Annotated in this window: 16 protein-coding genes; 10 read left to right on the top strand and 6 right to left on the bottom strand. The window is 45.6% G+C overall.

Annotation, left to right across the window (positions count from 1 at the left end):
* The first annotated feature begins 13 nt into the window (after window positions 1-13).
* Complete coding sequence (locus QUB64_RS21950; RefSeq protein ID WP_333275476.1) at window positions 14-2,308, top strand: CHAT domain-containing protein; 2,295 nt, start codon at window positions 14-16, stop codon at window positions 2,306-2,308.
* Between the two features lie 159 nt (window positions 2,309-2,467).
* On the opposite strand, the gene QUB64_RS21945 is transcribed toward QUB64_RS21950, so the two are convergent.
* Window positions 2,468-3,352: a 4-hydroxybenzoate solanesyltransferase gene (locus QUB64_RS21945; protein WP_333275474.1), complete on the bottom strand. Its 885-nt coding sequence runs from the start codon at window positions 3,350-3,352 to the stop codon at window positions 2,468-2,470.
* 379 nt (window positions 3,353-3,731) lie between these two features.
* Between QUB64_RS21945 and QUB64_RS21940 the strand changes: the two genes are divergently transcribed.
* The 3 genes from QUB64_RS21940 to QUB64_RS21930 all read left to right on the top strand — a co-directional run bounded on the left by QUB64_RS21940 (window position 3,732) and on the right by QUB64_RS21930 (window position 7,977).
* A complete protein-coding gene (locus QUB64_RS21940; protein ID WP_333275472.1) occupies window positions 3,732-5,348 on the top strand; it encodes a Ppx/GppA phosphatase family protein in 1,617 nt (538 codons plus the stop codon).
* A 346-nt stretch (window positions 5,349-5,694) separates the two neighbouring features.
* Window positions 5,695-6,246 carry an REP-associated tyrosine transposase gene (locus QUB64_RS21935; protein ID WP_333275470.1) on the top strand — a complete coding sequence of 184 codons (552 nt, stop codon included), beginning with the start codon at window positions 5,695-5,697 and terminating at the stop codon, window positions 6,244-6,246.
* A 297-nt stretch (window positions 6,247-6,543) separates the two neighbouring features.
* Window positions 6,544-7,977, top strand: coding sequence for a protein adenylyltransferase SelO (locus QUB64_RS21930; protein ID WP_333275468.1), 1,434 nt, complete (start codon window positions 6,544-6,546; stop codon window positions 7,975-7,977).
* A gap of 219 nt (window positions 7,978-8,196) precedes the next feature.
* On the opposite strand, the gene QUB64_RS21925 is transcribed toward QUB64_RS21930, so the two are convergent.
* The 3 genes from QUB64_RS21925 to QUB64_RS21915 all read right to left on the bottom strand — a co-directional run bounded on the left by QUB64_RS21925 (window position 8,197) and on the right by QUB64_RS21915 (window position 13,062).
* Window positions 8,197-10,482 (bottom strand): tetratricopeptide repeat protein, encoded by a 2,286-nt coding sequence (locus tag QUB64_RS21925; RefSeq protein WP_333275466.1) that lies wholly within the window; start codon window positions 10,480-10,482, stop codon window positions 8,197-8,199.
* Between the two features lie 100 nt (window positions 10,483-10,582).
* Complete coding sequence (locus tag QUB64_RS21920) at window positions 10,583-12,781, bottom strand: tetratricopeptide repeat protein (protein WP_333275464.1); 2,199 nt, start codon at window positions 12,779-12,781, stop codon at window positions 10,583-10,585.
* A gap of 29 nt (window positions 12,782-12,810) precedes the next feature.
* The gene (locus tag QUB64_RS21915) at window positions 12,811-13,062 is read right to left on the bottom strand and encodes a hypothetical protein (RefSeq protein WP_333275462.1); all 252 of its coding nucleotides are present in this window, start codon (window positions 13,060-13,062) and stop codon (window positions 12,811-12,813) included.
* A gap of 84 nt (window positions 13,063-13,146) precedes the next feature.
* Between QUB64_RS21915 and QUB64_RS21910 the strand changes: the two genes are divergently transcribed.
* Entirely contained in the window at window positions 13,147-13,365 is a 219-nt protein-coding gene (locus tag QUB64_RS21910; RefSeq protein WP_333275460.1) for a hypothetical protein, read from the top strand.
* 49 nt (window positions 13,366-13,414) lie between these two features.
* A complete protein-coding gene (mnmE, locus tag QUB64_RS21905; RefSeq protein ID WP_333275458.1) occupies window positions 13,415-14,800 on the top strand; it encodes a tRNA uridine-5-carboxymethylaminomethyl(34) synthesis GTPase MnmE in 1,386 nt (461 codons plus the stop codon).
* 677 nt (window positions 14,801-15,477) lie between these two features.
* Here the strand turns inward: mnmE and QUB64_RS21900 are convergent.
* Complete coding sequence (locus tag QUB64_RS21900; RefSeq protein ID WP_333275456.1) at window positions 15,478-17,016, bottom strand: SagB/ThcOx family dehydrogenase; 1,539 nt, start codon at window positions 17,014-17,016, stop codon at window positions 15,478-15,480.
* Window positions 17,017-17,241: 225 nt separating this feature from the next.
* Here QUB64_RS21900 and QUB64_RS21895 point away from each other — a divergent pair, with 225 nt between their 5' ends.
* The 4 genes from QUB64_RS21895 (at window position 17,242) to QUB64_RS21880 (ending at window position 22,403) form a co-directional block, all read left to right on the top strand.
* Window positions 17,242-17,763, top strand: coding sequence for a pentapeptide repeat-containing protein (locus tag QUB64_RS21895; RefSeq protein WP_333275454.1), 522 nt, complete (start codon window positions 17,242-17,244; stop codon window positions 17,761-17,763).
* Window positions 17,764-17,933: 170 nt separating this feature from the next.
* A complete protein-coding gene (locus QUB64_RS21890) occupies window positions 17,934-18,272 on the top strand; it encodes a hypothetical protein (protein ID WP_333275452.1) in 339 nt (112 codons plus the stop codon).
* 142 nt (window positions 18,273-18,414) lie between these two features.
* Window positions 18,415-20,493: a dynamin family protein gene (locus tag QUB64_RS21885; RefSeq protein ID WP_333275450.1), complete on the top strand. Its 2,079-nt coding sequence runs from the start codon at window positions 18,415-18,417 to the stop codon at window positions 20,491-20,493.
* Window positions 20,494-20,717: 224 nt separating this feature from the next.
* Window positions 20,718-22,403 carry a dynamin family protein gene (locus QUB64_RS21880; RefSeq protein WP_333275448.1) on the top strand — a complete coding sequence of 562 codons (1,686 nt, stop codon included), beginning with the start codon at window positions 20,718-20,720 and terminating at the stop codon, window positions 22,401-22,403.
* A 41-nt stretch (window positions 22,404-22,444) separates the two neighbouring features.
* On the opposite strand, the gene QUB64_RS21875 is transcribed toward QUB64_RS21880, so the two are convergent.
* Window positions 22,445-23,482: an aldo/keto reductase gene (locus QUB64_RS21875; RefSeq protein WP_333275446.1), complete on the bottom strand. Its 1,038-nt coding sequence runs from the start codon at window positions 23,480-23,482 to the stop codon at window positions 22,445-22,447.
* Between the last annotated feature and the right edge of the window lie 328 nt (window positions 23,483-23,810).

Below are 23,810 nucleotides of genomic sequence, written 5' to 3'. Positions count from 1 at the left end.
AAAAAAAACAGCTATGGCCAAACGAATTTTCTTAAAAATAAACCGGGGAAGTTTTGATGAAGGGTTTGATGTCACCCTGCAAATTGCCAAAGAAAATCAGCCATTTTCTACAGGAATTGATTTTCAGCTTCCACAAAGTCCAGAAAATATTTGCGAAATTTATCAGTCTTTAAAAAAGAACTATTCATATTTGCGTCGGTGTTTGACTTTCCGCAACTCTGAAAGACAAAGACTAGGACAGCGGAGTGGCACGAATGACATTGCCAAACTGCAAGAAGAATGTCGCTTAGGTTATCAAAAGCTCATAAAAAGTGTCAAATTATGGTTGAATCAATACGATTGCGTTCAATTTAGACAACTTAACGATAGACTTCTGCAAGAATTAGGAGATAGTCAAGGCAAACAAGAAGAAGTTAGATTTTTTATTCAAGCAAAAGATGATTTGCTCAACAAACTGCCTTGGCACGAATGGAGTATATTTACTTCGACTCAAGCTAAAGTAGAAATTGCCCTGAGTCCGCCCAATTTTGACCGAGTTGAAAAAGTCACCCCAGTCGGCGACAAGACTAAGCTGAGAATCCTAGTAATTTTGGGCGATAGTGAAGGACTGAATCTAGAGGAAGAACGCGCTAACTTAGAAGAAGGTTTTCAAGATGCAGAAGTCAGATTTGTCCCTGAACCGACGCGACAAGTTGTTAGCGATCGCCTTGGATACGAAAGCTGGGATATTCTGTTTTTTGCGGGACACAGTTCGAGTGAGGATGAGAAGGGACGAATTTATACTAGAACAACTCCGCCTAAAGAGTATCTAACAATTGATAATTTAAAGCCAGGGTTAAAAGATGCGATCGAACGCGGGTTAAAATTAGCGATTTTCAATTCCTGTGATGGGTTGCAACTTGCTTACGATTTGGCAAAATTAAACATACCGCAACTGATTGTTATGCGAGAACCCGTACCAGATCGGGTTGCACAGCGATTTTTAAAACACTTTTTAAAAGCTTTTTATAATAACGAAGAATCTTTATACCAAGCTGTCCGTAAAGCACGAACCATGTTGATGACAGAAGGGTTAGAAGATGAGTTTCCAGGTGCAGCTTGGATGCCAATTATTTGTCAAAATCCCGCTGAACCTTCTCTAGTTTGGTCGAAACCAACGAGTTGGGAAGATAAAAAAGTTGAAGATTTAGCTAAAATTAGACAAAAACTTTTACTAGCCAAATCAGGAAAAGAGATACAAGAAACTTTATTTGATGTAGAGATTTTCCTGGAAAGATATCCTAAAGATCCAAAAGCACGGACATTGCAAGCGGAAATAAAGCAAGCTTTAGATCGTGAAAATGCTGAAATTAATTCCCCCCAAAAAACTTGGAAAACCGAACATACCCTCACCGATCATTCAGACATTATTAAATCAGTCGCCATTCATCCCGACGGTCAAATTCTCGCTAGTTGCAGTCTGGATCAAACGATTAAAGTGTGGAACCTCGCAACAGGAGAACTCCTCGAAAATCTTACCCAACATTCTGGTGGAGTGACTTGTGTTACTTTCAGCAGCGACGGAAAAACTCTCGCTAGCAGCAGCGCCAATCCCGACGGCACTATTAAATTGTGGGATACTCAAACCTGGCAATTGAAACGCTCTCTGAAAGCCGATGACTGGGTGGTTCTTTCTATATGGTCGATCGCCCTAAGCCCCAATGGCAAAACTTTAGTCAGCGGACACCACGCTGACAGTACCGTCAAAGTCTGGAACCTCGAAACCGGAGAATTGCGACACACACTCAGAGGTCACGTTTGGGCAGTTCACGACGTTGCGATCGCTCCCGACGGCAATATAATTGCCAGTGCAAGTTTCGACAGCAATATCAAGCTTTGGAATCTTCATACAGGCAGAGAAATCCGCAATTTAAACGGCCCTGGTGACGGCCCTATTGGTTGGCCTCGTTCTTTCTTTAGCGACCAAATCGTTTATGCTGTCACCTTCAGTCCCGACGGACAAACTCTCGCCAGCGGTGGTGCCAAGCAACCGATTAAACTGTGGCGTTTAAGCAATGGAGAACTCAAAAGCAACTTGACAGGACATACGGATGATGTTTATGCTGTTGCCTTTAGTCCTGATGGCAAATATCTCGCCAGCGGTAGTGCCGATCGCACTATTAGAATTTGGGATTTATTTACCGGAGAACCGATACACACTCTCGGACATTCAAACACTGTTTATTCCCTTGCCTTTAGTCCTGACGGACAAACTCTCGTAAGTGGTAGCGGAGACAGAACTATTAAGATTTGGCGTTTTTCCACCTGACGATAATTACTAATATCGCTCTTTCAATGCGTGGTTAGATACGTGACTTCTTCAGTCTTTATTGGACGCAAAAAGTGGTTTCACACGCTACTTATAGCGGTAAGGTGCGCATTGCGCACCCTACAGATATATGTGCAAGAGTGATTCCTGTACAAAAAATCAAAAAATCTCACCAACAATCATCCCCGCTAATATCACAAACCCCACCCAAACATTTTGGCGAAAGATTTGACCGTAAATAGGCTTGGGAATATCCGCCTTCCGCAGTTGACTGTACTGCACAAACCACAGAACCGCCGCCGCACAAATTGCTATCCAAAAACCGATGTGTAAGTGCAGATTGATTCCCGTTGCTGCTAATAAACCGACGGTACCCAAAAAGAAAAAACCCACAGCGTTAGTTACATTGTCTCCGAAAAATATGGCGCTGGAATTTACGCCTAAACGCAGGTCATCTTCTCTGTCGCTCATCGCGTAAACTGTATCAAATCCCATTGTCCACAATACGACGGCTCCCCATAACAGCCAAGTCGCTAATTCTAATTTGTTGGCGGCGGCGCTCCAACTAATTAAAACGGCAAATCCCCAGGCTATTGATAATACTAATTGCGGCACGGGAAAAAATCTTTTTGCTAGCGGATAGCAGATAATTACTGGTACGGCGCCAACGCACAGCCAAAAGCTTAAAGGATTGAGATAAAATGCGAGAATCGCCGCGCAAGCAAAGGAGATTAAGGCAACTCCTATTCCAGTTTGCACGGTGAGGGCGCGGGATGCTAGGGGGCGCGATCGCGTTCTTTCTACTTCTGGATCGATATCGCGATCCCACAAGTCGTTAATCACGCATCCCGCGGCACTCGTGGCTAGGGTGCCCAACACAATCACGCCCACCAATGCTGCGGGCGGCCTCCCGTCTGCTGCTAAAAAGACCGCCCACAGGGCTGGTATCATTAAAATTAGCCTTCCTGCTGGTTTGTCCCACCTCAAAAGCTTTGCGACTGTTAGCAATGTGGATTCGGTTGGGCGATCGGACTCTTTCAGCATTTGAATTCTAGATTTTAGGTTTTTAACTCTAGAATATCAAATTTTAGGCAAAATCACCTAATATCTCTGCTGGCGATTCCCTACGGGATAGCTACGCCGCGCGTACTTCTGCCGGAATTGAACTAGGTAAAAGTCTTATCCCAATACGGTTCAGTTAACAATTTTTAGGGCCCGGAGATCCCCCTAAATCCCCCTTAAGAAGGGGGACTTTGAACGCTTCCAGTTCCCCCCTTTTTAAGGGGGGCTAGGGGGGATCAGCCTGATCCCAAGCGTATTGAGTCGTGTCCACTCAGGATTTCCCGATTTTGGCTAATTTAAGATCGCGCCTCACTGGATTCGTGAAATAATCATAAATATCTGTCAACCCCGATACACTCCAATGGTTAATTCACTTGCTGCTGCGGAGTCAAATCGCATTATTGCTGCTATTGATATGGGTACTAACTCGTTTCACATGGTGGTGGCGCGGATCGATCCGAAATTGCCTGCGTTTGCGATTATTGCTAGAGAAAAAGATACGGTTCGGTTGGGCGACTGTGAGCCTAAAACAGGGTGTTTGAAGTCAGAGGTTATGGAAAGGGCGATCGCCACTTTGCGCCGTTTTCAAGATATTGCTAAAACTTTTAATGCTGAACAAGTCATCGCTGTAGCTACGAGTGCGGTTCGAGAAGCGCCTAACGGGCGGGATTTCCTCAAACAAGTTGCTGACGAATTAGACTTGAATGTGAGCTTAATTTCCGGACAAGAAGAAGCCCGGAGAATTTATCTCGGCGTACTTTCGGGAATGGAATTCAACAATCAGTCGCAGGTGATTATTGATATTGGTGGCGGTTCTACGGAGTTAATTTTAGGAGATAGTTCTGAACCGCGCTGTCTCACGAGTACCAAAATTGGTGCTGTGCGCTTAACAGGAGAATTTGTCAAAACTGACCCGATTAGCCGCGAAGAGTTTGCCTATTTGCAAGCTTATATTCGGATTTCGCTGGAAAGACCGATCGACGAATTGCGATCGCAATTCAAGATAGGCGAAGATCTGCGCTTGATCGGCACTGCTGGAACCATCGAAACTCTGGCTACAATTAACGCTCGCGAAAAGTTGGGAACTGTTCCCAGTCCGCTGGCTGGATATCAATTAAGTTTAAAGGATTTGCGCGATTTAGTCAATCGCTTTCGCAAACTTTCTTACTCCGAAAGGCTGGCCATTCCGGGAATGTCGGACAAGCGGGCGGAAATTATTCTCGCGGGCGCTTTGATTTTGCAGGAAGCGATGATACTATTAGACATGGAATCGCTCACGGTGTGCGATCGATCTTTGAGAGAAGGCGTCATTGTTGACTGGATGCTGAGCCGCGGTTTGATAGAAAACCGCTTGCGCTATCAAGGTTCAATCCGCCAGCGCAGCGTTATGCACATGGCTGAAAAATATCAAGTCAATTTAGAACAAAGTGAAAGAATCGCAGAATTTGCACTCAATTTCTTCGACCAAACTCAAGGCATTCTGCACAATTGGGGCAGCGAAGAACGCGAGTTGCTGTGGGCTGCGGCCATTCTACACAACTGCGGTTTGTACGTCAGTCATTCAGCACACCACAAGCATTCTTACTATTTAATTCGCAATGGTGAATTATTGGGATACACTGAAACTGAGATTGAAGTAATTGCCAATATAGCTCGCTATCACCGGAAAAATCCTCCTAAAAAGAAACACGATAATTTCGTAATTCTCCAGAAAAAATACCGAGAAGTCGTTAGTAAATTGCATCCTTTTCTGCGGCTAGCTGTGGCTTTGGATCGGCGGCAGATTGGCGCGATTACTGATTTTAAATGCCAACACCGCCCGGAAGTTCGAGAGTTTCACTTGCGGCTGCACCCGCTCAATCCCGGGGACGATTGCGCTTTGGAACTGTGGAGTTTAGATTATAAAAAGCCGTGTTTTGAGGATGAGTACAATCTAAAATTAGTGGCAACTTTGGAACCGACTTTGGTGGCAGTTTAAATACCAGCCAGAGCAACTGTAGAGTGCGTCAGCCGAAAATTATCTGTCTGTCGTCAAAACATTCAGTCCTGACGCACCCGACAATAACTAACACGCCCGTAGGGTGCGTCAGGCGAAAAAATCAGCAATGTGAGAAAAGATTCAGTCCTGACGCACCCGACAATAACTAACAAGCCCGTAGGGTGCGTCAGGCGAAAAAATCAGCAATGTGAGAAAAGATTCAGTCCTGACGCACCCTACAATAACTAACAGGCCCGTAGGGTGCGTCAGGCGAAAAAATCAGCAATGTGAGAAAAGATTCAGTCCTGACGCACCCTACAATAACTACAATAACTAACTCAATCTTATGTCGAACTACCGGAGAACCAACATACCAGGAGCAACCTACTTTTTCACCCAAGTCACTTATCAAAGAATTCCTTGGTTGTGTCGCGATATTGCTCGCAAATCTTTACGAAAATCCCTCCTCCGAGTCCAGCAACTTTACCCTTTTTCAATTGATGCAATTGTTTTATTGCCAAATCACATACATTGTATTTGGACAATACCCGAAGGTGATAATAATTATGCAACTCGTTGGCGATTCATTAAAACCTTTGTCACCCATGAATGCGCTCACAAATTAGGAATAAAAGCCGAAATTAGCCAATCTAGACAAAAACGGAAAGAAAGAAATCTTTGGCAGCGAAGATTTTGGGAACATTTAATTAGAGATGAAACAGACTATGCTAACCATTGCAATTATATTCATTACAATCCAGTCAAACATGGTTTATGCCAGTCCCCCAAAGATTGGCAATATTCTAGTTTCCATCGATTTGTTGCTGAAAGCATTTATCCTGAAGATTGGGGAGCAAATGACATCCCAGATATTCCCGCACATATCGGTCACGAGTAGTGAGTCCGTAGGGTGCGTCAGTAGTTAGTCCGTAGGGTGCCTCAGGCGAAGATTATCTGTCTGTCGTTAAAAAATTTTACAACTGACGCACCCTACAATAACTAACCGTAGGGTGCCTCAGGCGTAGATTATCTGTCTGTCGTTAAAAATTTTTACAACTGACGCACCCTACAATAACTACAATAACTAACCGTAGGGTGCGTCAGGCGTAGATTATCTGTCTCTCGTTAAAATTTTTACAACTGACGCACCCTACAATAATCGCCAATTTCAACAATTTCAACATAAAATAGATAAATGTCCAATCCCTTGCTTTCCCTCAACTACGAGCCCGCCCTCGAATCCCTCGGCGGCGACTACTTCGATGAAGTCCCGGCGGCCGATTTTCCCCAGCACATCCTCCGCTTCCGCAACGACCAATTATTGCCCACCTTGGGTTTAGATCCCGCAGAAGTAACCGACGAAGATTTCATTCAAGCATTCGGCAAATTTCACTGCGTGCGTCCCTTTCTCGCACTCCGCTATCACGGCTATCAATTCAACGAATACAACCCGAATTTAGGCGACGGTAGAGGCTTTTTGTACGGCCAAGTTCGCGGTACTGATGGCAGACTTTACGACTTCGGCACTAAAGGTTCTGGGCGCACTCCCTACTCGCGCAGCGCTGATGGTAGACTCACTCTTAAAGGGGGAGTTCGCGAAGTTTTGGCTGCTGAAGCTTTGCACCGATTGGGGGTGAATACTTCCCGCTGTTTTAGTTTAGTTGAAACTGGGGATGCTTTGTGGCGGGGCGATGAACCTTCTCCTACGCGATCGTCTGTAATGGTTCGTTTTAGCCACTCTCACATCCGGTTTGGTACTTTTGAAAGACTAAATTATATCCGCCGCCCGGACTTAATTAAAAAACTTTTAGATTTTGTAATTGAATGTTATTATCCTGAGGTTCATCTAGAATCTAGCAATTATGGTGTTTCACCAGAGGAAAAGTATGCACTTTTTTATGCGGATTTAGTCAAGCGTGTAGCTGAATTGGTCGCTCAGTGGATGGCGGCAGGTTTTTGCCACGCTGTGCTGAATACTGATAATATGTCGATTACTGGTGAAAGTTTTGATTACGGGCCTTTTGCGTTTATTCCAACTTATGACCAGAAATTTACAGCGGCTTATTTTGACTATTACGGTCTTTATTGTTACGGGAATCAACCGTTTATTTGTCACGGGAATTTGGAGAAGCTTCAGCAACCGCTAGCAGCCGCTATTCCTCAAGCTGATATGGATGCTGCTTTGGCTAAGTTTGGTGAGTATTATAATGCTGCTTACCGCCAGTTGATGCTGCATAGGTTGGGCTTTGAGGATTTGCATGAGGGTGAGGGTGATGAGCTTTTGAAGCTGACAATTAAGATGCTGGCGGAGTCTCAAGTTGATTATCACGATTTCTTTTGGGAATTGCGCCGACAGTTCGATCGCACTTGGCGAGATGATGTCAATCAAATTTTTAGCGAGGCGGAACCTGCCGAGTTGCTAGCACCTTGGCGCCAGTTTTATTATCACGTTTTGCAAAGTTTGTCGGCGGATGATATGGACAAGATGACCGAGATATTGCGCAAGCACAATCCCGAACAATCGCTGTTGAGACCGACAATTGAGGCTGTTTGGGAACCCATTGCTCTTGAGGATAATTGGCAACCTTTTTATGATTTGGTTGAGCGAATTCAAAATCCCGAAGGTTGATTTACAGGCATAAAAAAGGTTTGTAGTGAGGACTTTAGTCCTTAGGAAAGAGCGGACTAAAGTCCTCACTACGAACCTATTAATAACTGTTTGTAGTGAGGACTTTAGTCCTTAGGAAAGAGCGGACTAAAGTCCTCACTACGAACCTATTAATAACTGTTTGTAGTGAGGACTTTAGTTTTCAGGAAAGAGCGGACTAAAGTCCTCACTACGAACCAATTATTTGAGTTTTTCAATTTCAAATTGTGCGTCTTTGTAACCGCCGGTAAGTCCTTGATCGAGAAAGATTTTGCCCGCTTTTTCTAAGTCGCTAATTGCTCCTGCTTTGTCTCCCAACGATCGCCTAACCATTCCTCTACCGTAGTAAGCACCAGCATAATTCGGATTGATCCTAATGGCTTGCACGTAATCGGCGATCGCACTATTGTAATTATTTAACTGCTGGTAAATCTTCGCCCGATTGGCATAAGCTTCCGCATCGTTGGGATTGAGCCCGATTGCTGCGGTAAAATCTGCGATCGCCCCTTGGGTGTCCCCCCCTCCGTTGCGAGCCAAACCCCGGTTGCTGAAAGCATGATAATCCTTGGGATTTAGTGTCATTGCTTGAGTGCAATCGGCAATTGCTTTCGCATAATCCTTCAAATTTAAATAAGCAATACAGCGATTGTTGTAAGGAACCGCATCCCGATCGTTCAGCTCCATTGCTAGCGTGCAATCGTCAATCGCCGCTTGATGCGCTCCCAAATTTAACTGCGTGCTGCAACGATTCGCATAAGCATCTCCACTCTTGGGATCGATCGCAATTACCTGAGAATAATCCGCCAAAGCTCCCTGATAATCTCCTAAGTGAAAGCGAGCTCTCCCCCGACTGTAGAAAGCATCAACATTCTGAGCATCGAGTTTAATTGCTTCTGTATAATCTCCAATCGCCCCCTGCAAATCGCTGCTCCCAGCCCGAGCCAACCCTCGGGAATGATAAGCTTTAACCAGGTTCGGCTGCAACCGAATTACTTCGGTAAAATCCCCAATTGCCGTCTTGTAATCTTGCAGTTCTAAATAAGTAACTCCTCTTTCATAATATGTATCAGTGTCGTTGGGCTGGAGCATCAAAACCTGAGTGTAATCCTCAATCGCCCCGCGCTTGTCGTTAAAATCGTGACGGGCTAGCCCCCGGTTAAAATAAGCCTGAACATACTTAGGATTCAGAGCGATCGCCTGAGAATAATCTGCTATCGCTTCTTGATACTTTTTCAAATCATAATTAGCATTGGCCCGCCGATAAAAACTCTCAGGATTGTTAGGATTTAATTGAATTGACTTGTTAAAAGCCTGCCAAGCTGCCGCCGCATCTTGATTGCGAGACTTTTCTACTCCCTGTTCGTAATATTCCTTAGCTTTAATCGGATTCGGGCGGCTGCAATAATTAAACAGAAATACCAGAGCAATCGCCCCGACTCCAGCCCAAATCAGCCACAAAAACCGAGTTCCAAAACGTGACGAAAAAGTATTAGCAGACAGTAAGATCGGAGAAATACTTTTATTGTGAGCGGTATTCCCCGGCTCTTGGCGGTGTCTCAGCTTGCTGAGTTCTGCCAAAACTTCCTCAGCAGATTGATAGCGTTTGGCAAATTGATGGCAGACCATTTTGTCAATTATATTTGCCAGTACCGGAGAACATTGAACTCTGTTTCGCCAAACAATTTCCCCCGTATGAGAAGGACTCGGATCTTGCAATTTTGGCAAATCCGTACCGGGCAAACCCGTGATAGCTTGGATGGCGATCATCCCGACTGCATAGAGATCGCTGCTAAATTGCGGGTTGCCTTGAAATTGTTCGATCGGCATATAAGCCGGAGTTCCAGTCGCAATGGTGCGCGGAAATTCTGTATCGTACTCGGTGACTTGATTTGTAACTTCTTTAACCGAGCCGAAGTCAATTAAAACTAATTTGCCATCTGGTTTGCGGCGGATTAAGTTGGAGGGATTAACATCGCGGTGAATCACTCCTTGAGAGTGTACGAAGGCGAGAAGTTTTAACACTTCTTCCAACAGCTCGATCACTCGTTCTTCCCGCCAAGGTTGACCTGCCAAAATTTCCCGATTTAGGGCGTGTCCGGGAACAAACTCTTCGACCAGGTAGAATTGATTGCTTTCTTCAAAATAAGCGAGTAAAAATGGAATTTGATCGTGTTTTCCCAGCTTTTCTAATATTTCTGCTTCTTGTTTAAATAAGCGGTAAGCTGTTTTGAGAACTGTGGAAGTGTTGCTGGGAGGTCTCAGTTGTTTGACTACACATTGAGGGTGGCCCGGGCGGCGAGTATCCACAGATAAATAAGTTTGTCCGAAAGCTCCCGAACTAAGAATTTGCACTACGCGATAACGCCTGTCTAAAAGTTGACCAACCATGTTCATATCGGGAATTGAGAATTGGTAATGGGAAATTGGTAATGGGGAATTGGTAATTGGTGATTTTGCCTTCTTTCTTCTTCCTGCTTCCTGCTTCATTCTTGATTTTTCCTCATGACTGATGACTGATGACTGATGACTGATGACTGATGACTGATGACTGATGACTGATGACTGATGACTGATGACTGATAGTTTATTATTTAGGATCGTTCATTTGTGCTTGTGCGTTTTGGAAACCATCGGCTCTTCCTTGTTCTAGAAATAGCGTTGCAGCTTTCTGAAAATCCTCGATCGCCCCAGCCCGATCTTTGAGTTGGCGGCGGACGAGGCCTCGGCTGTAAAAAGCGCTAGCATTGTTGGGGTTGAGCCGCAGCGACTGAGCGAAATCCTCAACCGCTTCATGGTAATTTTTTAGTTCAGAATACAGGGTACCGCGATTGCTGTAAGCTACGGCATCGCTGGGATTAAGGCGAATTGCTTGAGTAAAATCTTCCACAGCCCCGAGTTTGTCTCCCGAAGCGTCGCGAGCTAATCCTCGATTGCTGTATGCTTTGGGATTGTTGCTGTTGAGTCCGATCGTCAAACTGCAATCTTCGCTGGCCTTTTGAAATTGCTTTAAATTCAGATGAGCAATGCAGCGGTTGTTATAAGCTGCTTCATCTTTGGGATCGAGGCTAATGGCTCGGGTGCAATCTGCAATCGCTTTGTCGTAGGTGGCCAAATTTAAGTAAGCGCTGCACCGATTGGTATAAGCATCAGCTTGCTCTGGTTCCAATTCGATCGCCTTACTGTAATCTTCCATCGCTCCTTGATAATCTGCCAGATTAAAGCGCGATCGACCGCGACTGTAGTAAACCCCAGCTTCTTTGGGGCTAATTTGAATTGCTTGGGTAAAATCCGCCATTGCTCCAGTTTTGTCGCCCGAGGCCGATCGAGCTAAACCCCGATTGCTGTAAGCTGTAGCATCGTTGGGATTGAGCCGAATTGCTTGAGTGTAGTCGGAAATTGCCACGCCGTAGTCGGACAAATCGTAATAGGCTAAACCCCGCTGATAGTATGCGTCACCGTCGCTAGGATTCAGCCGCAATACTTGGGTAAAATCTGCCACCGCCCCCCGCTTGTCCCCGGTGTCGCGGCGCGCCAGAGCTCGATTGTAGATGGCTTTGGTGTGGCTGGGATTGACTTTAATTGCTTGCGTGTAATCCTCTATTGCTTGCTCCCGGGCGCCCATGTCATAGCGAGCGTTAGCCCGCTTGTAGTAAGTTTCGGCATCGCTGGAATTTATGGCGAGCGCTTGGGTATAATCGGCGATCGCGCCTGTTTTGTCACCTTGCTGCGCCTTAGTAACGCCCCGGGCGAACAATTCTTTTGCCCTCGCCGGACTTTGACTCTGCCAAAAGTAAATTATCAGTCCTATCAAGAGCAAAGCTGCGGGTATCGCAGCGAACAGCAACAGCCTGGTTGGGCGCTGTCTCGGCTGCAATTGACTTATCGTGTCGGTGATGATGGTGACTGGCGATCGCAAGGCCTCCGATGTTACGGCGATTTGTTTGAGATCCGCCAAAACTTCGGCGGCTTCTTGATAGCGTTCCTCGCAGTCGGAACGCACCATTCGATCGATAATATCTGCTAGGCCCGCCGAACAAGTTGCCCGATTTCGCCAGGGAATTTCGCCTTTGTTGTTTAAGGTACTCAGTTCCTTAGGTGAGAGTCCCGTTACCGCAAGCTGGGCGATCGTACCTAGAGCGTAGATGTCGCTATTGTAACGGGGGTTGCCGATCGAGCAATCGATCGGTACGTATAATTCCTGGGCCGCCAACTCCTGTTTTTTTGCCAAAGGCGATTTAACAGAGTTCGGGGAGGTTGGCGCCAGCAAATGACAATTAGCAAGTTCCGGGTTAATTTCTTTGTCTAAGCTAAAGTCAATCAACACAAATTTGCCGTCTGACTCGCGCCGGATCACTCTGTCTGGTTGAATTCTGCGGTGAATGAAGCCATTGGAGTGTATAAACACCAAAACTTCTAATATGGATGATAGCAGAGCAATTACTTGGTCTTCTGCCCAAGGTTCACCGGGTATAAGTTCTTGGCTTAAAGGTTGACCGGCAATAAATTCTTCTATTAAGTATAAACTTTGATTTTCCTCAAAATACGCCAATAATTCGGGGATTTTGTCGTGTTTCCCCAATTTTTCTATTATTTCTGCATTTCTTTGAAATATAATTTTGACTAATTCAGGAGTTTGCGAACTTGTGCCGGGTAGTCGCATTTCTCTAACCGTGCATTGCGGATACCCGGGACGGTGAGTATCTGCTGCTATATAAGTTTTTCCCACTTCACTTGAGTCTGTGACTTTAATGATGCGGTAACGTCTGTCGAGAAGTTGACCAATCATGCTATGCCCTCTGCCCTGTTAATGTTCGATTATCGCATAAAATCAGGATAGGCAAAACATTTGGCTGAGCAATTTAAGTTCGATCGCGCCGTGACTCCCGCCCAAAAACGGATACAAGTTTCGGACACTCGTCGCCATCCGCCCAAAATTTCAGACTCCTGTTCAAGCCCCAGATTCACGGATCTCGAAGTAAATCGAAAATCCCCAATCCCAACTCCCAAATCGACTGACTGGGCCCAACGGGCGATCGCATTGGCGATCGAAGTCCCAGTGGCGGTCACTCTCTTCTAATATCTTGGCAAAAACTCGCTGAAATTGTTGCTCCTGTCAATCAGATCTGTATAATTTAACAACCGGGCCCCCTGGTGAGTCAAAGGAACGTACAACTAATTGAATCCCTAATTCAAGTTATCTTGTCTCTCTCCGCCGACGAGCAATTAGCGACCTTAGGCAAAATATTCAAAAATATCCTCTACTCTTCGACTCAGCAACTCGTGCAGCGTGCCCAAAAGGGCAGCAGTTTTGATTTATTGAATCGCCAACCACAGATTTATACCCTCGAAGACTCAGAATCAATTGTGTGACACTCAAAAAAGGAAATTGAGATAACTTGGGAATTTTTGAACAAGAAAAATGTCTGAATCACTAACAAAAGGAGGCACGATCGCAGCGATCGCCACCGCCATAGTCCCCCAACAAGGCAGCGTCGGCATTGTGCGAGTTTCCGGTGCCGCAGCCTTAAAAATTGCGGAAACCCTGTTTCGCGCCCCAGGACGGCAAATTTGGGAGTCTCACCGCATTCTTTACGGTCACATCCACCACCCCAAAACTCAAGAATTAGTCGATGAAGCTTTGCTGCTAATCATGAAAGCGCCGCGTTCTTTCACCCGCGAAGATGTGGTGGAATTTCACTGTCACGGCGGCATTATGGCGGTGCAGCAAGTGTTGCAGTTGTGTTTAGAAAATGGGGCGAGATTGGCGCAGCCGGGAGAGTTTTCGCTCAGGGCTTTTTTGAACGGGAGACTCGATTTAACTCAAGCTGAAAGTATCTCGGATTTGGTGGGAGCACAATCGCCCGCAGCCGCACAAAGTGCTTTAGCCGGTTTGCAGGGAAAATTAGCCCAACCAATTCGCAAATTAAGAGCAACTTGTTTGGATGTGTTGGCAGAAATTGAGGCGAGAATTGATTTCGAGGAAGATTTGCCGCCCTTAGATGAAGCTCAAGTTTGTTTGGAAATAAATCATATTTTAGCGGAATTGTCAACAATTTTGGCAACTGCCGATCGCGGAGAATTGTTGAGGACGGGTTTGAAAGTGGCGATTGTCGGACGCCCGAATGTGGGAAAGTCGAGTTTGTTGAATGCGTGGAGTAAGAGCGATCGGGCGATCGTCACAGATTTGCCAGGAACCACGCGGGATGTGGTAGAATCGCAGCTAGTTGTGGGCGGCATTCCGGTGCAGGTGCTCGATACAGCGGGCATTCGGGAAACGGAGGACAAGGTAGAAAAAATTGGGGTTGAGCGATCGCGCGCCGCAGCAAAACAAGCCGATTTAGTCTTGTTAACAATTGACGCCGAATCTGGTTGGACAGCAGGCGATTCGGAAATTTACGAACAAGTCAAGCACCGCCAGCTAATTATAATTATCAACAAAATCGACCTTGTAAAAACAATCCCAGAATTACCTTTCTCGTCTGGAATTCACCCGATAGTTACCGCGGCGGCCGCCCTCGATCGAGGCATAGAAGACTTAGAAACAGCAATCTTAGATGCTGTCAGCGGCGGATTTTTGCAAGCAGCAAACTCCGACTTAGCCATCAACCAGCGACAAGCAGCAGCCTTAACCAGAGCTAAAATTTCCCTGGAACAATGCACAGATACTATTAGCAATAAATTGCCTTTAGATTTTTGGACAATAGATTTGCGCGGCGCAATTCAAGCATTAGGAGAAGTTACGGGGGAAGAAGTGACGGAATCAGTGTTAGATAGAATATTTAGCAGGTTTTGCATTGGCAAATAGTAGCCGTAGGGTGCGTCGCCACCGACAATCTCTCAAGAAAAATCGACAATCGAGCGAGCGACGCACCTACCTCATCGCGAGCCGAGTGTAAACAAGTCAAACACTTATTTCCACCGCCCCCATATTTAAGGTGCGTCGCTGTCAGATTGTCGTTATTTTTTAGGGCTTGTCGATGGCGACGCACCCTACGAATACTCGTCGAGACTTCAGAAACCGGGTTTCTTTCTAAATTTCTCGCTACTAAATGCAAAAAATCCAAGAAACCCGGTTTCTCGCCTCCTCGTCGAGACTTCAGAAACCGGGTTTCTTTCTAAATTTCTCGCTACTAAATGCAAAATTTCCAAAAAACCAGGTTTCTCGCCTCCTCGTCGAGACTTCAGAAACCGGGTTTCTTTCTAAATTTCTCGCTACTAAATGCAAAAATTCCAAGAAACCCGGTTTCTCGCCTCCTCGTGGAGACTTCAGAAACCGGGTTTCTTTCTAAATTTCTCGTTTTTGTTGATAAAATTTCAGAGAAACCCGGTTTCTCACCTCCCTCGTGGAGACTTCAGAAACCGGGTTTCTTTCTAAATTTCTCGTTTTTGTTGATAAAATTTCAGAGAAACCCGGTTTCTCGCCTCATATCGGTAAATTTCATTTAACTCATATGATGTCTATTAGAACTATCGCACTAATCCTCACGATCGCGGTCTTCCTAGAGTTGTAATATAAAGCACAGCTTCACTCGTAGGAATACCGAGAACGTCATTCACGCGATCGTCAAAAAAGCCCGCAATACCGCTGACACCCAAACGCAGTTGAATCGCTGCTAAATTCAACCGCTGGCCCAAATGACCCGCATCCATGTGCAAATATCGATAAGCGCGATCGCCATATTTTGCTACAGCCCTGTTCAAATCCGCCGTGTGAAACAACAGCGCCCCCGCATCTCTGCCCAAATCTTGCCCCAAACACAAAAAATGCAGCTCTCTGCGGAAATTTTTGAACCGAATTTGCCGCAATTCTTGAGCTTTCGGAGCGTAATAATAACAACCTTCTTCTAACCCATTCACTCCCGAAACCGCAATAAAAGTTTCAATCAAACTCAGATCGAAATAGTCTGGATAACCGTCTAATCCTTGGTCGATATAGTGCTGCGACTGATAAGTAAAATCAAGCAACGCTAGCAGTTCGCCCAAACTCAAAGAAGCACCTGTATAAGCACGGGTCGAACGCCTTTTAAGTATTGTATTTTCTAAACCTTCCAGGTTCACTCCCCAAGGAATCGAAGGAGTCACCGTCGAAACTTTAGTACAAAACGGAAAGTTGTATTTATCCTCTAAATCGCCTTCAGTTTCATCAAATTTCCAGCCATCCGCTCCGGTGGGATCTGATTCTAACTGTGTTGCTTTGTGGAGGGTTCTTAACAGTTGACCTTCGGAAATTTGCGGGTAATCTGTCGTGGTATTTCCTGGCAAAGCTGTTTTGAATTTGGGCAAGTTTTGGTCGATGTCTAGCAAGTCGGCTAAACCAATTAAACAGATCGCTCCCTCTTGCTCTGAGTCGATGTACAGTAATTGATTGACAGCTTCGTCGGCGAATCCTCCAATCAGGTGAGGTCGGTAATCGTTGATGGCGCAAGCTAACTCGATATTGCTCAATAAATGACCAGTATCTAGAAAGATTCGCCGGTAAGCTCGGTCTTCGTAACGCCAAGAAGAACGGAAGAAAACAGTCGTAACGGCGATCGCCAATTGAGTATTTTCTAGCGCCGGCGATCCGAAACAAGCCACTTGCAACGCCGGCCAAACTTGGCTGTCCCAAAAATGAACCAGCGAATGAGTTCTGCACTGATAGTTGTAGAGTCCCGCCGGCAACTGCGGCGTACCCCGGGAGATTAAATAAACCTCTGCTGGGTAGAGCCCGCCCGCCGACGGTGCCGATCGCAAATACAGGTAGCTGTCGTCTACTGTCTGCACCTTCGCCGTCAGCCCGTAGCTGCACAGCAACAAGCTAGACAACCGATGCCACCAACCGGCATCATCCGGGGCATTTGGATCGTCTGAAGGGTCTTTTAGATAAGGCTTCAGGTCAAAATACGCGCCAATTTTATATTCTTTGAACGGAACTGGTTGCTCTGTCCAATCTAGCTGTCTGCTTTTGGCAGCAATGGTTTCGGGATCGTATTTCGTCCGTTCGTGGTAGTGCTGAGCAATGGAAATGGGAAGTTCTGGCATATTTCAGTAGAGGGTCAGCTTTGGTTTCTCGATCTTGACATTACTGATGGCAAGCATGGTCGAGCCAGGCAGAAATTTACAAATATAAAAAAAATCTTAGAAAAAATGCGATCGTTGTTACACAAGCTTAACATAAGAAGATGCCTAAGTATAAATACGCAGAATAAGAAGCATCAATTATCGTTATGAATTGGCTGCAAAAGCTGTCGTCATCAAGGGGTGAAAATGCAAAAGCTAAGCGCTGAGGAATTGCTCGCTCAGTATTCTGAAGGCCAGCGAAACTTTGACGCCGTTGACTTAAGTGGAGATAACTTGTTTCAAGCAGATTTGCCAGAAATAAACCTTTCTGGTAGCGTGCTGAGGCGAGCTTATTTGCCCTACGGAAATCTGACTCAAGCCAATCTTTACAAAACACAGTTGCAAGATGCTGAATTGGGCGACATTCAACTTTATCAAGCCAACTTGTCGGAAGCTAATTTGTCAGGGGCTAATTTATCTAGAGCAAATTTGCGCCACGCCAATTTGCAAGGAGCAAATTTGCATAAAGCCAATTTACAAGGTGCGGATTTGTACAATGCAGATTTGAGCAATGCCGATTTGAGATATGCAGATTTGAGCCGGACTAATTTGGAGAAAGCAAAGTTAACCAAAGCTCAATTAGCTGGCTGCAACTTATTTCGATCGCGCTTGGTGGATTTGTCCGACGCTGAGTGCGATCGCACTACCATCGGCCCGGAAGGATATTGAGGATTTGCAGCGCTGCAAAAAGGGCGATTCCCTACGGTATCGCCCTTTTTGACATTTTGTAACATCTTTCGACACCGCTGAAAATGTGAGTTACAGTCGTATATAACTTATCGAACCGCAACATTGACAAAAAATAACACACTGTTCCCCTGGAAAACCGGGTAAAATTTATGAACGATCCAGAAAAAAAAGCAAGAGAAATCCGGCACAAAGAACAAGAGCTGCGGAAACGCGAACAAGAAATTCGGCTCCGCGAACTCGAAGCAGAAATCGACCGCTCAGTGCCAGAGCATCTAACGAGCAAGTACACAGAACCAGACAGCAAAACTCACAGCAAAATCCAACAGTGGCGCCGAAAAATTATAGCAGCAGCTCAATTTACAGGGATTGTCATTGCTGTTGTCGTTGCAGTTCACATCGCATCTTGGCTAGCAACAGCGGTAATAGTTGCAGCGATTGCTGGGATTGCTTACAAAATGTTTTTTGCAGAAGACCAACCGAAAAATTAACTTGTAGATATTGTAGTTATGTAGGGTGCGCAATGCGCACCCGATCGCTAAAATAGCGCATTAAACCACTTTTTGCATAAATCCTGACCAAATTACTACTTATTTTTGCACCAGCCAATCAGAAAACAATCAGCAAAAAACCATGAGCCTTAAAGTAGAAACCAGCAGCTTTCTCAACGATTTAGAGCGAGTAGCCGCAGTGCGCCGAGAAATTGCAGATCGCCTGAGCAACATCGCCACAGCCATCGAGCGATCGGAATTAGCAGGAACCGAATCATCAGGAAAACTCGGTTTAGAAACAGACAACGCCGACATCAATCTCGCCAGCAAAAACTTGCGCCAAGGAGTATTTCGGCTGCTCATCTTAGGCGACATGAAACGCGGCAAAAGCACTTTTCTCAATGCCTTAATCGGCGAAAACTTGCTTCCCAGCGATGTCAATCCCTGTACTGCTTTGCTGACAATTTTGCGCTACGGCCCAGAAAAAAAAGTCACCGTTTATTTCAACGACGGCAAAAGCCCCAAACAGCTAGACTTTAAAAGTTTCAAACAAAACTATACAATTGACCCCGCCGAAGCAAAACGGCTAGAATCAGAAAACAAACCAGCATTTCCAGATATCGACTGCGCCGTCGTAGAATATCCCTTACCTTTACTAGAAAAAGGCATAGAAATAGTAGACAGTCCCGGCCTCAACGATACAGAATCCCGCAACGAATTATCTCTCGGTTACATCAACAACTGTCACGCTATTTTGTTTGTTCTCAGGGCAACTCAGCCTTGTACAATGGGCGAAAGACGCTATTTAGAAAACTACATCAAAGGTCGTGGATTGAGCATTTTCTTTCTGATCAATGCTTGGGATCAAGTGCGGGAAAGTTTGATCGATCCGGACGATCCTGAAGAAATGGCAGAAGCAGAAGAGAAACTGGGGCGGGTTTTCAAAGCTAATTTGGCTGAATATTGTTTAACAGAAGGACACGACATTTACGATGAGCGGGTGTTTCCAATTACCTCAATTAAGGCGCTGAGGTTGCGGGTAAAAAACCCGGATGCAGATTTGGCAGGAACTGGTTTTCCTGAGTTTATGGCGTCACTGAATACATTTTTGACGCAGGAAAGGGCGATTTCAGAATTGCGTCCGGCGAGGACTTTGGCGCGTCAAATTTCTGCTCGCGTCCGCGAAGCTGTCGGGCGCCGCTTACCATTGCTCGAACGCGATGTCAATGAGTTGAAGGACAAGATTAACTCAGTCGATCCCGAGTTTCAAAAGCTGACTCAGATTCGCGATGAATTTCAACAAGAAATCATCCGAGTTAGAGATAGTAAATCGCGGGCGATCGCAGATTCTTTCCGCACCTACGTTCTCAACTTAGAAAATACCTTTGAAACAGACTTTTTGCGGTATCAGCCCGAGCTGAGATTTCTAGATTTTTTCAGCCAAGACAAGCGAGAAGCGTTTGAAGCATCGCTCAGGCGAGCATTCGAGCAGTACATCAACGACAAACTAGCAGCTTGGACTCTCACCGCAGAACAAGAGATGAATGCAGCATTTGCCCAATTGTCGCAAAGTGCGGCAAATTACGGAGCATCTTACACGAAAGTGACTGAAAAGATTACCGAAAAACTGACCGGGCAAACAATCCCGCATTCAGTCAGCAACTCAAACGAAGATAACTCACCAGCTTGGGCAAAATGGGCGATGGGATTGTTTTCATTAACCACAGGAAATCTAGCTGGTGTAGCAATGGCAGGAGCAGGTTTTGACTGGAAAAATATCCTGCTCAACTTAATTACTGTGTTGGGCGTCAGTACGATTTTTGCTAGCTTTACAGGGATTGTTTTGGGGCCGCTGTACTTGGCTTTGTTGGGGATGGGTGTTGGGGTTTTGCAAGCAGATGGAGCTCACAAACAGTTGGTGAAAGCGGCTAAAAAAGAGTTGGTGAAGTATCTGCCACAGGTGGCTCAGCAGCAGTGGCAGCCGATTCACGATGCTGTGAAAGAGTGTTTTGATGTTTACGGGCGCGAAGTGGGCGATCGCATGAATGATGATATTAAGTCTCGGAAAGCTGAGTTAGATAATTTGTTGGAACAAAAGCAATCTCGCGAGATCAATTGTCAGGCTGAATCGCAGCGTTTGGAAAAGTTGGAGGCTGATGTTTCTGCTCAGTCGCAGAGTATAGAATCGGTTTATCAAGGTTTCTTAACATCCGCTAGTTGAATTTGTCCTAATCATTCCGTTGTCAAATGAAATAACCGCAATCAATAAAAAAGGTTCGTAGTGAGGACTTTAGTCCTCGGATTTGCCAGAGGACTGAAGTCCTTACTACGAACCTTAGTCAATAAAAAAGGTTCGTAGTGAGGACTTTAGTCCTCTAATGAGAGAAGAGGACTGAAGTCCTTACTACGAACTTTTTATAGTCCAACAATGAGATAATCTTAAATATGCAACAACCCGAAACTTATCAAAACCTAACTAACTATCTCAAATCAGCACTCGGCATTCTTGAATTAGATAAAAACTCCCAACTTTACCGAGATACAACTTCAATTTGCGACTATCTCGCCAAACCAACTTTTCAAATCGCCGTCTTCGGGCCGTTTAATTACGGTAAGTCAACTTTGCTGAATGCAATACTTGGAAATCGTGCTTTGCCGATCGATCTTGTGCCCACTACAGGTGCTGCCATTTATGTCAACTACGGCGAGGAATTGCAGGCAAAAATCACCCTCAAAGACGGTACAGAAGTCAGCGAAGCCGGGACGGATGTGCTCAAACGCTACGCCATCCTCGACGACAACCGACAGATGCGCGATGATGTCGCAGCCGTGAATGTTTGCTGTCCCCACCCATTCCTGAAAACGGGTGTGGAATTGCTGGATTTGCCCGGAACTAACGATCGCCAAGAACAGGATAACTTAGTGCGGGATAAATTGCTCACCGCTGATTTGGTGGTGCAGGTTTTGGACGCCCGCAAATTGATGACTTTGGGCGAACGGGAGAACTTGAGAGATTGGTTGAGCGATCGCCAAATTAACACAGTCGTCTTTGTTGCCAATTTCATCAATCTACTCGAACCAGACGACCAAAAACAAGTATACAATCGATTGTTGTTTGTTGCCGAAAGTTTTCGCTCCAACTTGCCGAACAACATCAGCAATATCTACCGCGTCGATGCTTTACCCGCTTTGAGAGCGAGATTAAAAGGCGATGTAGCGGCGGCCCAAACGACAGGAATTGCCGCCTTTGAATCGGCTCTGCAAAGTATTGTCGCCAGTCAACAGGAACAACTAAGTGTCAAATTGCCCAGAATTGAAAATATAGCTAATAAAATTTGTCAATCTCTGCAAGCCAAAGCTGAAACTGTCGCCGCCGAAATAGCCGCTGCTCAACAAAAGCAAAAAGACCGAATTGAAATTCAACAAACAGCGGAAAAATTGATTTTACAAGGTTTTCAAGCCAGTGTTTCCGACTTCGAGATTTGGCTTTACCAGCCCACTCTTTTGCGATGCTATCAGTCGGAAATGGCGCTGTCGCTTCAGCAAGGAAATTTTGATGCGTGGCAGAAAAAATTTGAGCAAGATGTGTTGCAGCAGCAGCAAACCATCGCAGAATGGGTAAATAAAGCTTGCGAGTTCTTTGATAAACAACAGCCGATCGCCCTTTTGATCTCGTTTCCCCCAGCGCCGCAAATCGCGCTACCAGAGCCGCCGCCAGCTCCGGCTGCTAAAAGGTCGATCGAGGGCGAAGTGACTCCAGTGGCGATCGCCACCGGCTTAGGCTGGTTGTTGGGAGGGCCTGTGGGAGCAGCAGCAATCGGCGGTGCGAGCTACATTTTGAAGAAAAGAACAGGCTATGAAAAGCCGCCTGAATCGTCAGAAGCTTATCTCAATCAAGTAACGGAAATTTGCAATGAGGCTGCTAAAAACTATCTAATTGGTTTCAGTATCGATACTTTTTTAATGCTGCAACACTACAAGGAAATCGCCGCCAAAGTTATCTGTTTTCAAGACAGCCAAGAGTCCCTACAGACAAATATTCAGCAGTACCAGATCCAGTTAATCAATAATTTGTTAGAAAATATAGCATCCTGCCTTCAAATGACCAAATCTGTAATTAACGGCAACTGATCGGTGCTAAGTCTAGATGTGAAGAGGGAATTCAAAAGCACTTATCCCAGCCACGATGGATTCATGGCGGTACTGTCAAATTGGTTGGTAGTTTTATACAATTCGTACTGACCTTTTGCCGCCGCAGAGCGAGTGCGATCGAGCATCGCTGCAACTTGTGCCACATCCATCGGCTTAAACGTGCGGGCGGCCTCAAAGGCTTGATCGAGAAGCTGCATGGTATCAATCCCAGTAATCACCACAGAAGTAGGCAGATTCATCGCATAGTGCAGACACTCGATCGGCGTAACTGTATTGCTTCTAAGAACATAGGAATCGCCCATAGATTTCATCCCCAAGACGCCTATTTGGTTCTGCAACAGCACCGGCAGCACTTGTTTCTCAAAACTTCTAAAATGACCGTCCATCACGTTGAGCGGCATCTGTACCGCATCGAAACGGAAATTGTTTTGAGCGGCAAGTTCCAGCATTCGCAGGTGTACCAAAGGATCTTTGTGTCCTGTAAATCCGATGTAGCGAATCTTTCCCGCTTTCTGTGCTTCGAGCACAGCTTCCATGGCTCCGCCCGGGGCAAAAATGCGATCGGGATCTTCCATCCGAATTACTTCATGATGCTGCATCAAATCGATGCGATCGGTCTGCAAAGCCTTGAGCGAGTCGTCAATCTGCATCATCGCAGCCCCTTTAGTGCGCCCGTCGATTTTCGTCATCAGAAAAACCTTTTCCCGATAGCCGTTTTTGAGCGCTTGGCCCATCCATCGATGGCTGCGGCCGTTGTGATAATCCCAGCAGTTATCCATGAAATTGATGCCGCGGTCGATCGCGCTGCGGATCAGCTTAATACTTTCTTGTTCCTCTCGCAGCCGTCCGATATGGTGTCCGCCCAAACCAATTGCAGACACTCGCTCTCCCGTGCGTCCCAGTGTCCTGTAACTCATGGAGCCGCTGGAAGTCTGAGCTTGAGCAACTTCACTTTCAGCTAACACCGGTTTCAAAAATCCTTCGGAAGCTGCCAATGCTGCTGCAACTAAACCCGAAGCAGAAGTTACCTTCAACAACTCGCGCCTGCTGATACCCACAAATCGTCTCTCCTTGTTTGAAAATACTATAATCCACTAATTCTTAGAGAAACAAATACCCAAATTTCTCTTTAACGAATTTGCCTAAGGTATTACGCAAATTTAAGAATTGCCTCTCACTCAAAACAACTATTCTTTTGCATTGTTTCACCTCAATTAGCAATAAAAAAGTTCGTAGTGAGGACTTTAGTCCGCCTCCAAGAATAGGACTAAAGTCCTCACTACCAACCTATCTAATTCCAGGATCGAGCGTGAGGACTTTAGTCCGCCTCCAAGAATAGGACTAAAGTCCTCACTACCAACCTATCTAATTCCAGGATCGAGCGTG

Source organism: Microcoleus sp. Aus8_D2 (assembly GCF_036702665.1).
GTDB lineage: Bacteria > Cyanobacteriota > Cyanobacteriia > Cyanobacteriales > Microcoleaceae > Microcoleus.
The sequence above is the reverse complement of the archived record's forward strand: the minus strand, read 5'-3'. Positions and strand labels throughout refer to the sequence as shown.